We start from the raw sequence: 13821 nt of genomic DNA, 5'->3' as shown, positions 1-13821 counted from the left end.
AGACGAGCTGGTCGCTAAGCACTACTATCTTTTGTATAAAGGACTTGTATAACATATATACAATTAGTGTAACAAGATTGGCTCAGCTGTTTGAATCAATAAATCATATAAACAAGGTCTTTTTATTAAGTGTTAAACACAGCCGTAATTGATACCATACCATACGTTAAAAAGAACTATTGAGGCGTGGACTTCGGTAGTTTTCAATATCATTGAAGTACCTGCAATACCTACAAAGGAGAGCATCCTGCTTTTCTATCATGTGTCGAGCAAACCTCGACATGAATCAAAACTAATCATAAGTGCTAAGTAATGGAAAATACACCTAGAGAGATTATTGTCTATAAGCTAGATCCCCAACAAAATAACCCGACTTTAGGATACCTAAGAGCGGTCGCTGAAAAAATAGACGATGAATACATACCCCTAAACACGAGTAACTTTTGCCCAACTGGCAAAATATTTGTCACACATGGCTATGAGGAGATAGACGGTAGATATTCAGAGTTCGAGCTATTCAAGGTCTTAGCAAAAGAAACTGAATTTCGGTCCGAGTCGGAAATTAGAACAGAGCGAAACTGTGAGTACGTTACTAAGTTCTCAGAAGCATCCAGCCTAAAGCCAAGAGAAATAGTTGAGATTGTCCCCACTTCTTTGCCTAACCCTAATAATATGATTGTTAGTGTTAGTGCTATTCCCAGTACTGTGTATATCTATATTAATGACTCAGGTGTCTGCTACGGGCCATTTAAGTGGGTTAAAGACGATGAAAGCCAAATCACACTGAAAAAGCTAGACTCACCATTACCAGGTAAAGGCAAGGGGCTGGCAAGTGGAACTATCTATACCGCTGATTTCGAATCTCTAAAACAGCATGTATTAGACTGCCCAATAGATGAAGGTGACCGCTTCTATTTTAAAAGCATGGCTGACCTACATAATGATAGCAATTTGGAAAGAATGGACTATTTTTCCGATGAAGATATCGTTAATAACTTCGTCAAATTATCAAAAGACATTGGCTTTAGTAACAAAAAAATTGATCTGGCCTACCTTGAGGTAAATGTTAAGAAACACCCCAAGCATGGCCACAAAGAATCGATGGATAAACTAAAGCTGCTGCGCGAGATTTACAACGATCAGTCGTTATTCCGTAGAGAGGTAGTAGATGAGTTTGGTAAGTTCCTCCGCAGTGATATTGGCGAGGAGGTTATCAAGAACCATATTAATAATAATAAAGATCTATACCTATCTCAAATCAGAGATGATTATAGAGCCAAGCTTGAAGATGAGTTTATTAATAGAACCAATGATATTGAAAAGCTTAAAGAGAAAATTGCGCTCAACAAGCAAGAATTGATTGATCTAGGTCGAGATATCGAAGAAACCAATAAGATTAAAATTAACAGCAATGCAATCGGAACCTTAAAAGAAAACGAAAACCTTGCAGCAGAAGTGAAGCAAAAACAAAAGCTTTTAGAAACATTGTCAGAACAAATCAAACCACTCCAAGAAGCTTACAGCAAGTACAACTCAATGGCCGAGATGGAGCAGGAGCTTGCCAACATCAAGTTTGGTATTGAGTATGAATTAAAGCGTAAGCTTGAAATTAAAGAAGAAGTCACTCGATTAGAATCCTTGTATAAACAAGATGAAGATAAGCTAAGAGCACGGCTATTTGAAATGAAGCCTTTTGTGGAAGTTATTAACGGCAATGTAGGCGCAACTTCTGATATAGCTCTTAAAGATGTATCCCAAGGCGTTACATACGTTGAAACAGCCAGTGATAATGCTCAGAATATCATTAAGCATATTGAGCATGGCTTAAGAAACGAGAATAGAAATATCTCAATCTTAGATGTTATTAACGTCACTGTCTCACTACAGCAATCATTTATCTCTTTCCTTGCAGGTCTACCAGGCGGCGGCAAGACCACGCTGGCACGATTAATTGCTAAGATTTATGGCATACAAGAAAGCAGATTCTTAGACGTTCCTGTGGCTCGTGGCTGGACAGGTCAACGCGACCTAATTGGTTTCTTTAACCCAATTTCAAATAAGTTCCAACCAAGCAGCACGGGTATGTATGAGTTCTTAACGGCATTAAGCGATGAAGCTGATGATGAGGCGGTCGAAGCGGCGCTAGCACTGGTATTACTTGATGAGGCCAATTTAAGCTCTATGGAGCACTACTGGTCATCGTTTATGGGTATGACCGACTCAAGAGGCACTGAGACGCTAAGACTAGGCAACAAAGACGTTCGCGTTACAGATAACTTGCGCTTTATTGCAACAGTGAACTACGACAGTACAACAGAGTATTTGTCACCTCGCTTGATTGATAGAGCGCCTGTTATCGTACTTGAGCCAAACACGATTATCACGACATCAAACCAACGTATTGATGAGGATGTCGCGCCACTTATTGACGTGCCTATCTCTTACAATACTATGGAGAAGTACTTTGGTTTAACAGATGATGTTCCTGAGTTCGTTGGTCCTGAAATTGCGGTTTATGATGCAGTAAAAGGCGTCTTAGAAGCGCGAGACAGTGAACTTGGCAAATCTGTAATTATCAGTAACCGTAAAGAAATTGCAGTCAGACAGTATTGCAATAAAGCCCGACCGCTAATGAGAGAGTTTTCTACCGATGATGACTTGCTAGCAATCGACTATGCTATCTTGCAGATGATTTTGCCTCTACTACGAGGACATGGTAAGGGTTTCGGCAAGCGCTTAGCAAAACTAAGAGAAGTAATGGCTGATTTTGATCTAGATCGCTCCGTTAGCTATCTGGACACCATTATCAGCAACGGTAATGCTGAGTCAAATACATACGATTTCTTCTGCTGGTAAACTAAATGATTCATACAAAGGTTTATATAAACAAACAAGAGGTCACTCTAGCATCAGCGATTAATATCGCTGATGCAGATGAGGTCCAAATTGAGTTAATAAATACAGACTATGGGCACTTCCATTCACGTCAGGTTGATGTTTTGTTGGAGGACTATAAGATTCCACACACAACATCAGAGGACGGTAGATCTGTAAAAACAATAACCAATAACTTATTTCGTGAAAGCTTCGGCTACAGTAATCTGCGCATCTTTATTGATGACGAACCAGTAGGTGATTTGGTATTTAATGTATCGACAAACGAGCGCAAGTTCACCAGCATTAAAGACATGATGAATTATCTGCTTGAAAACAACGATCGCATGTTGGATTTATGCTTTTCAAGAACGAAATATAAATCGAAAAATGATGGTGATTTTAAAGCCAGTTTCGATTCAGTGATCAGTCTAGCTGAAAAAATAGTAGCAGGGTTTGTGGAGCAGGGCGGCGGCCTAAAGTCCCATCTCAGACATCGATTAGAAATGGTGAAAGAGACGGCTAATGGCAGCAATTTCTTTAATGTCAATCCATACGACATTATTGACAACCTAGATAAGCTTCACCAAGGGTATTCGCCAGACTCAGTTCAGCTGCTTGGAAAAGTCTACTCATTGGATGGTATGCCACGAGAAAACCATATCAACAGTTATGACCTTGAAGAAAACAAGGTGCTACTAGGAGGGTTACTTTCAATAAAAGAGGTATTGCTAGACATATCTGATGTTATTGAAAAGCAGTTTGATGATCTAACGTATGATAAGGAATACGAAGTTATCAAGCCATACAAAAGGCCTACTGGATATGTGATTGAGGATTTATACACTCAGTTAACGACTGCTGGCATGGAAAAACGAATAAAAACTGTTCTTGATGATGTTAATGAGCTTCTATATTTCTTTCAAAAAGAAATTAAGGTGACTCGCCAAGGGTTTCATGCCCCCAAACTAACACCATTTGCTCGAAGATCTGGGTTTTACCTAAAAATGTATAGAGACTTAAATGACTGGTACTCAATAGGCAATCCTGATATAGGTGTTGATCATGATTTAACTAAAATTAGATCAACCTCTAAGATTTACGAGCTTTTCGCCTTGTACAAGATTATTGATGCTTTGCATAGCGATGGATGGGATGTTGTAAGTTCAGTTGAACATGGTTTTTTCAAGAACTTCATACCCTCTCAAGTAGGTTTCAAAAAAGACGATAGCACACTTAACATCTTTTATGAAAAAAGGGTTAATGGCTTTGGGGCTAGCACCCAACACAATGACTTAGTGGCCCTTAATAAAAACAATCCTAGAAGCCAATACAACTACTACAATCCCGATTTCATTATTGTAAAAAAAGAACGTGATATGGTGAATTACTTTGTGCTTGATGCTAAGTACAGTAGTGCCTACACATTAGAAAAATATGGGGTTTTGGATAGCTTGTACGAGAAGTATTTTAGCAACCTTGCTGTTTATAATGAGTTAAATAAAACCTTGGATAAAAACGCCATTAAGTCTGTTAATGCTATTCACCCCTTTGGGGATAAATCACTAACAAAATGGCCATCTTATTTACCCACCATAACACCTAATGTTTCATCAATAATGATGTCAGAAAGTGCGAATGGGTTTGGTAAGATATTAAACCTCATCAATAACACCTCCACCAACAAAACGTATGCGGACTAGAAAATATTGGCATAGCTATTTTACTAAAAAGCATTGTATAGTCAGTTGAAAATGAAACTGTTATATAAACTTAAACACGCTACTGGTATAAATTTTACTTGCGTGCTGCGTTCCTAGACCCAGAGGCTGCGCAACCTACGTTTAAAAAGAGCATCCCAGTAGCGCTATGTCGTCTTTAGAGGAAATCGACTGTATATAACGGTGCTTTTTCAATTCATAAGTAATTAGGATACAAGCCCTGGTAATGCCAACCCTTCTTTATACTCACGGGCTTCTTTATGCTTGGTAAGTTCTGCATTTGACTCAAACCCTAAGATTTTTTATTAAATTTTCACCCACTCTTATCACTCTCTTAAAAGGTACTTAAATGATCGCATCTTTGACTCGTTTTTCTCGTATATTGGCAGCAGGGACGACAGCCGCCATCACCATGCTGAGCTTAAGCGCTTGCAACAACGTGACACCCGTCATGCCAAACATGCCCATCACTCAGCCCGAGCAAACAGCTGGGCCTATGATGCAGGCAGTAGTTGGCGATTATGCCGATGCAGGTTATGAAAACCGCAGCCAAGGCTATGACTGGGTGGGCGTGATGGTGCGGTCGGCGGGCAATGAGCAGATCGATATCAAGGTACGTGCACGTAGCGACATCAAAAAACCAACGTGCCAGTTTGACGGCACCGCCAGCTTAATGGGTCAAGATAAAGCGCATGGCGTTATTTTCCAAACGCCCGTTAATGACAGTATGGCTTTTTTTCAATTCAAAGATGGCAAGCTGACCATTGATAGTCAAGATAAGTACGCACTCAATCAATTTTGCTCAGGTGGCGGTACGCTAGTTGGCGACTATCAGAAGCTTTCAAGCGATTTGGAACTAACCTAAACGTATTATTTTTGAACTACCAATCTTTAATAACGAATAAAAAAAGGTGCCAGATTTATATTCTGGCACCTTTTTTTATGAGTGATGTTTATCAAAAAATCAATTGTGCTCTATACCGCAGATGCGCCAGTTAACTTTACCTCAGCACGTTGGTCTTTTGCGATACCGGCATAGTAATTACGCAAAATCTCTAGCACTTCTGGACGGCTGAAGTTCTCGGGCACCTCCAGATCTTCTGATAGCGCTTTACGCAGCTTAGTACCTGATACTTTGACGTGCTCAGATGCTTCATGCGGGCAAGTCTTATCGGACGCCATGGCATTACAAGCATTACACCAAAACGTCCAGCCAATCTTGAGTGGCTGCGTGATTAGATCGTCTTTACCGACATAGTCAAAGATAGTCTGCGCATCAAAGGCGCCATAATAATCACCGACACCCGCATGATCACGGCCGACAATCAGATGGCTACAGCCGTAGTTTTGACGGAATACGGCATGTAGTAGTGCCTCGCGCGGCCCAGCATAGCGCATATCGAGCGGATAGCCTGCCTGAATGACGGTGTCTTGTTTGAAGTAATTATCAATTAAGGTTTTGATGGCTTCTTGGCGTACCTCAGCTGGGATGTCGCCAGGCTTTAATGCCCCAAGTAATGAATGAATCAAGACCCCATCGCAAATCTCGATAGCAATCTTAGCAAGATATTCATGCGAGCGGTGCATCGGGTTACGCGTTTGGAAGGCGGCGACCGTCTTCCAACCTTTGGCATCCAAAATAGCGCGAGTCTCGCTAGGAGTTTTATAAATCTCAGGGTATAAGGTTGGGAACTCGCCTTCGCTCAACACCTCGACGCTACCTGCGATATTGACCTCGCCTTGACTCAATACTTGCTGCACGCCCGGATGCTCGCTGTCGGTGGTGGTAAAGACTTGCTGGCACTCATGTTCTTTGTCAATGGTATAGCTCTCTTCTACCGTCAAGATACCCATAATCTCGCCATCTTTTGCCACCAATGCCACTTTATCGCCCGGGTTTAGGCTATCGGCCGTGTCTTTGGGTGCCGACAAAGTGATCGGAATCGGCCAGAACAAGCCTGCGTTGTCACTGCTTTGCAAGCGCATGTCATCGACCACCCCTTGCCAGTCGGCCTGATTCATAAAACCATTTAGCGGCGTAAAACCGCCAATACCGAGCATGATCAAATCGCCACGCTCACGTGAGCTTAATGTAATCCTTGGCAAGGTGCTGGCAAGTTTTAGTGCGTGATGGCGCGCCTCACCTTTTAGCAATAACGGTTTAAGGTCCTTGCTGCCATGTGGCGGCACAAGCTTTGATGTCTGGTTAGGCGTAGTAGTAAATGTCATGTTTTTAACCTTATAGCAGCGAATAAATCGAATAGGCATAGGCTACCGAACTTTGATTATGAAAATTTATGCTGACTTTGGATATGGATATCTCTTAAAGGAATTTATGTTTATAGACGCAAGCTTATATGATGGTGCAATTACAGTGTATACACTGCGACTAGCCATAAGATTTAGCACACGCAAATCATTTTCGTCGCGGCTTTAAAGACTAAAAACAACATTGAGATTACGTCATGTATCAATATAATTACGCGGATCAGACTTTGGTAGAGGAACGAGTTGCCCAGTTTCGCGACCAGACTGAGCGGTTTTTGGCAGGCGAGCTTGCCGAGGAACAGTACTTACCGCTGCGTCTACAAAACGGTCTGTATATCCAGCGCTATGCGCCTATGCTGCGTATCGCCATTCCTTATGGGTTACTTGCTAGCTATCAATTGCGCAAACTGGCTGAGATTACCCGCAAATACGACAAAGGTTACGGCCACTTTACCACTCGTACCAACATTCAGCTAAATTGGCCAAAACTAGAAGAGGTGCCAGATATTTTGGCAGAGCTGGCCTCGGTACAGATGCACTCTATCCAAACCTCAGGCAACTGTATTCGCAATACCACCACCGACCCTTATGCTGGTATTCATCAAAATGAGATTGCCGACCCACGTCCATATTGCGAAATTATTCGTCAGTGGTCGACCTTTCATCCTGAGTTTGCTTTTTTGCCGCGTAAATTTAAGATTGCCGTGATTGGCACCGAAAATGATCGTGCGGCCACCCGTGTGCATGACATTGGTCTGCATCTCAAGAAAAATGAAGACGGCGAGCTTGGCTTTGAAGTCTTGGTCGGCGGCGGTCTTGGTCGTATCCCAGTGCTTGGCAAAGTCATCAATAAGTTCTTGCCCCGTCAGCATCTGCTGAGCTATTTGGACGCTATTTTGCGGGTTTATAACCTGCATGGCCGCCGTGATAAAGGCAGTAAATACCGCTCTCGCATCAAGATTTTGGTCGATACCTTGGGTGGCCCTGCCTTCGCCAAATTGGTCGATGCCGAGTGGGAAGCGCATACCAAAGACGGACCACTAACGCTGACAGATGCTAACTTTGAACATGCTGCCAGCTTCTTTAGTGAGCCTGATTATAAAGAATTTGACGCACTACAAGCGCAGTCTGATTTGCAGCAGCAATTAAGCGCGGATAAAGACTTTGCCAATTGGTATAACCAAAACACCGTCGCACATAAAATCGCTGGTTACCGCGCGGTGGTCATCTCCTTAAAAGCAGGACTGGTTGACGGTAAATATGTACCTTCAGGCGATGTCACCGACTCACAAATGGATGCGCTAGCCGATCTTGCAGATGAGTACAGCTTTGGCGAGCTGCGTGGTACCTATCAGCAGAACCTAGTTTTTGCTGATGTCGAAACCAACAAGCTATACGAGCTATGGCAGCAATTATCAGATCTGCACTTAGCGCGTCCTAATATTAATACCTTAACCGATATGATCGTCTGTCCCGGTTGGGATTACTGCTCGCTGGCTAATGCCACGACGCACAACATCGCAGAGCAAATTGAGAAGCAGTTTAGCGATCTGGACTACTTGTATGATTTGGGTGATATTCGACTCAATATGTCGGGCTGTATCAATGCCTGCGCGCATCATCATACTGGCGATATCGGCATTCTCGGTGTCGATAAAAAAGGCGAGAACTGGTATCAGATCAGCCTTGGCGGCAACTCAAGTAACGATGCTAAATTAGGCAAAATACTTGGCCGCTCTGTCCCAACCGAAGCGGTGGCAGATACCATTCAACAGATCGTTGATGTCTACGTCGATCTGCGCGCAACCACGGATAACGACGTTGAGAGCTTTGGCGAATTGGTAGAGCGCGTCGGTATTGATCCCTTTAAGGAGAAGGTCTATGGCTAATCATCATATCTTGGATAGTAGCGGCGTCGATATTAGCGCTCAAGACAGCTGGTATGCTCTCGCCACGGATACGCTACCAGATGGTATCGCCTCGATAGAACTTACGCTACTTGAGCTGCTGCAAAAACAAGAAAAGCCTGATGTGCTTGTGCCGCTGGCCGATCTATTGAATGGCTCAGGGGCACTGGCAACGGGCTTGGTAAAAGAAGTGTATGAGCTGATTGTCCAGCACAGTAGCCGTACTGGTCTATGGGTGACTGCTGATACCGACACAGAGGCACTGGCAGCACTGAGTGAGCTGCTATTAAAGCAGACGCTTATCGTCATACATGTGCCCAAATTTGCTGATGGTCGCGGCTTTAGCTTCGCTCAAACGCTGCGCCAGCTGGGCTATCAAGGTGAGATTCGGGTCGCTGGTGCATTTGGCCGTGATCAAATTGCTTACTTACTGCGTGTGGGCGTCGACAGCTTTGTGCTCAGTGAACACGACTTGCAGTCGGATTTTGATATTTCTCAAGCATTTACTGCGCTTGCTAGCAGTTACGACGGTCGCCGCGCTGCCGACTTACCAATGTTTGCCGGTGCTTAGTTTTTGAGTCCTTTATTAAACTTTCTCTAAATTTTTATTACCTCCATCCCATCTAAGGAACGTATTATGAGCCAGTTACACCCAAACCTAGATATCGACCAAGCCAATCAAGACCTGCAAGGCAAATCACCAGAAGAGATTGTAGCGTGGGCGCTGACGCAAGCGAAAAACCCAATCATCACCACCAACTTTCGCCCATATGAGTCTGCTATCTTGCATTTGGTCGCCAAACAAAAACCTGATATCACCGTACTCTGGGTAGACTCTGGTTATAACACGGATGCCACTTACCGCTTTGCTAATAAAGTTATCGAAGATTTAGACCTCAATGTCATTACTTATATTCCTAAGCAGACGGCTGCCCACCGTGATGTCACGATGAATGGTATCCCGGGTGTCAATGACGAACAACACGACAAATTCACCGAGCAAGTCAAACTTGAGCCGTTTCGCCGTGCACTCGATGAGCTAAAGCCAGACGTTTGGTTCAATGCCATTCGTAAGGATCAGACCGAATTTCGTCAAGGACTTGATGTGCTTAGCCTATCAAAAGATGGCGTGCTAAAAGTAGCGCCGCTATTTGAAAAAAACGATAGCGATTTAGATGTGTATTTAGATGAGCATAATTTGCCAAATGAGTTTGATTACTTTGATCCGACCAAGGTAGAAGAGCATCGTGAGTGTGGCTTGCATACGCAGTTGTAATCAAGCGTTACCGTCATTCATCGTTTAAAAAGCTCTGTTTAATAGGCTCTTTTACAATTGTAAGAGAGCTTTTTTGTCGTAAGCGCTCTTATCACTATTCCCTCCCCTATTCCACATTCCATCAAAAACTATAATAAATATGACAAAAACGACTATGCTAATGCCAATTCACTGCATGAGACGTAGCGCGTGATACCTCATAATGGAAGCATATTTTATAACATTGAATAAATAATTGGTGATGCTATGAACACCTTTCCATTATTTTTTAAACTAGAAAATCGCAAGGTACTGATCGTGGGCGGTGGCGATGTGGCGCTGCGTAAGGCAGATTTGCTTAGCCGTGCTGGGGCTGCCATTACCATTCTAGCGCCAGATATCAGCGCTGAGATACAAGCCTTGCTATCAGACGATAAGCACGAGCTGATTTATAAAAATTATGATAAATCCCATATGACAGGTGCACGAGTCATTATTGCCGCCACTGATGATGAGACGCTCAATCATCAAATTCACGCTGACGCCACCGCGCTCAATATTCCGGTAAACGTGGTTGATACCCCGCATTTATGTGACTTTATCTTCCCCGCTATCGTTGATCGTAATCCCATCGTCATCGGCATCTCATCGAATGGCAAAGCGCCAGTGCTGGCACGTTTACTGCGGGCACGTCTTGAGACCCTCATTCCGCAAGGCTATGGCAAACTGGCCAAGCTGGCTGGTGAGTTTCGCGCGGAAGTAAAAACCAAAATACCAACATTGACAGCACGTCGACAGTTTTGGGAGCGCGCCTTTGAAGGTCCGGTCAGTCAGCTGATGTTTGCCGGTAATGAGCGTGAGGCCACTGCGCAGTTACAAGCAGATCTAGACAGCACAGTAGCTGTTCTTGAAGATAGCGCTAATCATAGCGTTGACCCTAATATTCATAGTCCTGCTACAACGTCTAGCCAGCATAATAAGAGCCACAGTACAGAATCACTATCGGCAACTGCGCCTGTAGCAACAGATGAATTAACGGTTACTCAACATACTGCTATTCAAAATAACAGTCAGACAAAACTAGCCCAAGTAGCTGTTGGTGAAGTTTATATCGTCGGTGCAGGCCCCGGTGATCCAGAGCTTTTGACATTTAAGGCACTGCGTCTGATGCAACAAGCGGATATTGTCTACTATGATGCCCTAGTTTCTCCGCAAGTATTAGACTTATGCCGCCGTGATGCCGATAAAGTATTTGTCGGTAAAAAACGCAGCAACCATGCGGTCGCGCAATTGGGTATCAATGAGCTGCTCATCAATAGTGCGAAAGAAGGTCGCCGTGTGGTGCGTTTAAAAGGTGGTGATCCCTTTATCTTTGGACGTGGCGGTGAAGAAATTGAAAGCCTACGTGCGCACGGTGTGCCTTATCAAGTGGTGCCTGGTATTACCGCTGCTAACGCTGCCGCCAGTTATGCTGGTATTCCACTGACTCACCGTGACCACTCACAATCAGTGCGTTTCGTTACAGGTTTTTTGAAGGCTGGCGCACCCAATGAGAAGTTTGAAAACTTACTTGATACCAATGAAACCGTGGTGTTTTATATGGGCTTGCATTCATTGGCACGGTTGACGACAGGTTTAATTGACGCAGGGCGCAGTAGCGACACCCCAATTGCCATCGTCTCCAATGCCAGTATGCCCAATCAGCAAGTATTAACTGGCACACTTGAGAGTATCGTTGAGCTACAAGAACAGAACCAGCTGCCCACGCCTGCATTGCTCATTATGGGAGATGTGGTGGCGCTGCATGATGATTTGGCGTGGTACAATAAACACAATAAAAATACTGACGCTACAGAAGATAATTGGTTACGTGAAGGAACAGCTGTCACGGACCAAGATGCAAAAAAGCCGATAGACCAGCAAGCCCATGCGCTCTCTATGATCGCTAATTTGGCAGCGCAGCAAGAAGAAGATTTGGAGCAGTTGGTGATTGGTTAATGCTTGCTTTGCGTTACTAATGTTACATTTTTTAAAATCTAATATAGCCCTGTCAATAAAATATTGGCAGGGTTTTTTTATGTGCGTGCAATAGAGCAAACCGTACCAATTCTTGCTAGAATGAATGCTTTCTACTCATTGTCTTTAAGCGCAACTATGTCCACACCTGCCGATACCAAGTTCATGCCTATGAAACCTTTAAACATCTTACATACCTCAGATTGGCATTTGGGGCGTAGGCTGTATGGACGTATGCGTTATGATGAATTTGAAGCGTTTTTAAATTGGCTGCAGGATGCTATTAGCACGCAGCAAGTCGATGTCCTTATCGTTGCCGGTGATATCTTTGACACCATGACGCCGAGCAACCGAGCACAGGCGCTGTATTATGAATTTTTGAGTCGTGTATCTAGGTCATGCTGTCAGCATATCGTCATCGTCGCTGGCAATCATGACTCCCCTACTTTTTTGGACGCACCAAGTAATGTATTGAAATTCTTAAACGTTCACGTCATTGGCACCGCCTGCGAGGACTTAAACGATGAGGTCTTGGTATTAGATGACACAGACGACACGCCGCACTGCATTATTGCCGCTGTGCCATATTTGCGTGATAGAGACGTACGTAGTAGCAGCGCTGGCGAGTCCGCAGATAGTAAAGATGCCAACGTTATCAAAGGCATTCGTGCCCATTATGATGAAGTGGCTAGCATTGCCAAAGCGAAACAAACAGAATTAGCCGAAGCAAACCAGCGTCACATTCCTATCATCGCTACAGGGCATCTATTCGCAGCAGGTGGTACGACTACTGAAGATGATGGTGTGCGTGAGCTTTATGTCGGTTCGCTTGGTAAAGTATCTGCTGATATGTTTGATGAAAGCTTCGACTATGTGGCACTTGGGCATTTGCATGTGCCGCAGCGGGTCGGCGGCCGTGAGACCATCCGTTATTCAGGTTCGCCAATCGCGATGGGTTTTGGTGAGGCGCGCCAGCAAAAGCAGGTATTGCTCATACAGTTTGGAGAAGTAGAAAATGATTTTAGGAATCAAAAACCAGCGTCAAATAGCACATCTGAAAGCAATATGCCTAAGCTTACTGATACAGTGACCACGTTTGAAAAGTCGGTAGAAAAAGCTGCTAAAAAAGTAGCCAGTCAGGCGAATGACTTTATGGATGATTTGTTTGGCTTTGATGACTCAGTAGAAGGTGAAGAAGGTAAAGAGAGCGACAAGAATAATGTAAAGGAAGTAAGCAGTGTTGATGAAGAAATTTCTACTCAAACAGATGCTACGCAGGATACTGATCGCAATTTAACTAACTCTAAATTAACCTCTCAACTACTACATCATGATAATTCACGTCAGATGCAAGTGGTCTCCCTAACCATTCCAATATTCCAAAAATTAGCTCAGGTTTCAGGGAATTTAGAATTTATTAATCAGACTATTGATAAAACCATACAATCGCTTGAGACAGCAGAAACCGTTTGGCTAGAAGTTGTTTATACAGGCGATGAGGTTGTCAGCGAGTTACGTGAGCATATTCAGGCAATGGTAGATAGCTTGCCGTGTGAAGTATTAAAAATTAAAAATACGCGCACTTATAATAAAGTGCTAAACCAGCAGCAAACCTCTGAAACCCTACAAGACTTAAATGAGGCAGAAGTTTTTGAGCGCTGCTTAATGGCTCATCATGTCCCTGATGAACAAAAATCATCTTTACGTGACGCGTATGATCAAATTGTTTATAACTTACGTCATGAAGACACTCAGGCGGAATAACAGCCACTCATGTCAA

Annotated in this window: 9 protein-coding genes; 8 read left to right on the top strand and 1 reads right to left on the bottom strand. The window is 43.5% G+C overall.

Annotated features, from left to right (window positions below; translation table 11 throughout):
• Nucleotides 1-312 precede the first annotated feature (312 nt).
• The 3 genes from Q0895_RS10305 (at nucleotide 313) to Q0895_RS10295 (ending at nucleotide 5460) form a co-directional block, all read left to right on the top strand.
• Nucleotides 313-2856: a hypothetical protein gene (locus Q0895_RS10305; RefSeq protein WP_299188586.1), complete on the top strand. Its 2544-nt coding sequence runs from the start codon at nucleotides 313-315 to the stop codon at nucleotides 2854-2856.
• Between the two features lie 5 nt (nucleotides 2857-2861).
• On the top strand, nucleotides 2862-4577 hold the full coding sequence (locus Q0895_RS10300) for a hypothetical protein (RefSeq protein WP_299188583.1): 1716 nt from the start codon (nucleotides 2862-2864) through the stop codon (nucleotides 4575-4577).
• Between the two features lie 367 nt (nucleotides 4578-4944).
• Nucleotides 4945-5460, top strand: coding sequence for a hypothetical protein (locus Q0895_RS10295; RefSeq protein ID WP_299188580.1), 516 nt, complete (start codon nucleotides 4945-4947; stop codon nucleotides 5458-5460).
• A gap of 110 nt (nucleotides 5461-5570) precedes the next feature.
• Here Q0895_RS10295 and sat read toward each other — a convergent pair whose 3' ends face one another.
• Complete coding sequence (gene sat / locus Q0895_RS10290; RefSeq protein WP_299188577.1) at nucleotides 5571-6824, bottom strand: sulfate adenylyltransferase; 1254 nt, start codon at nucleotides 6822-6824, stop codon at nucleotides 5571-5573.
• A 236-nt stretch (nucleotides 6825-7060) separates the two neighbouring features.
• Here sat and Q0895_RS10285 point away from each other — a divergent pair, with 236 nt between their 5' ends.
• The 5 genes from Q0895_RS10285 (at nucleotide 7061) to Q0895_RS10265 (ending at nucleotide 13805) form a co-directional block, all read left to right on the top strand.
• Nucleotides 7061-8752, top strand: coding sequence for a nitrite/sulfite reductase (locus Q0895_RS10285; protein ID WP_299188574.1), 1692 nt, complete (start codon nucleotides 7061-7063; stop codon nucleotides 8750-8752).
• Complete coding sequence (locus tag Q0895_RS10280; protein ID WP_299188571.1) at nucleotides 8745-9341, top strand: DUF934 domain-containing protein; 597 nt, start codon at nucleotides 8745-8747, stop codon at nucleotides 9339-9341. Before Q0895_RS10285 ends, Q0895_RS10280 begins: the two co-directional genes overlap by 8 nt.
• A gap of 66 nt (nucleotides 9342-9407) precedes the next feature.
• Nucleotides 9408-10046 (top strand): phosphoadenosine phosphosulfate reductase family protein, encoded by a 639-nt coding sequence (locus Q0895_RS10275; RefSeq protein WP_299188569.1) that lies wholly within the window; start codon nucleotides 9408-9410, stop codon nucleotides 10044-10046.
• Between the two features lie 246 nt (nucleotides 10047-10292).
• A complete protein-coding gene (gene cobA / locus Q0895_RS10270) occupies nucleotides 10293-12023 on the top strand; it encodes a uroporphyrinogen-III C-methyltransferase (RefSeq protein ID WP_299188566.1) in 1731 nt (576 codons plus the stop codon).
• Between the two features lie 156 nt (nucleotides 12024-12179).
• Nucleotides 12180-13805, top strand: a complete 1626-nt coding sequence (locus Q0895_RS10265; protein WP_299188563.1) for an exonuclease SbcCD subunit D C-terminal domain-containing protein — start codon at nucleotides 12180-12182, stop codon at nucleotides 13803-13805.
• Nucleotides 13806-13821 lie beyond the last annotated feature (16 nt).

This window comes from uncultured Psychrobacter sp., assembly GCF_947495825.1.
In the GTDB taxonomy this organism is placed as follows: Bacteria; Pseudomonadota; Gammaproteobacteria; order Pseudomonadales; family Moraxellaceae; genus Psychrobacter.
The sequence above is the reverse complement of the archived record's forward strand: the minus strand, read 5'-3'. Positions and strand labels throughout refer to the sequence as shown.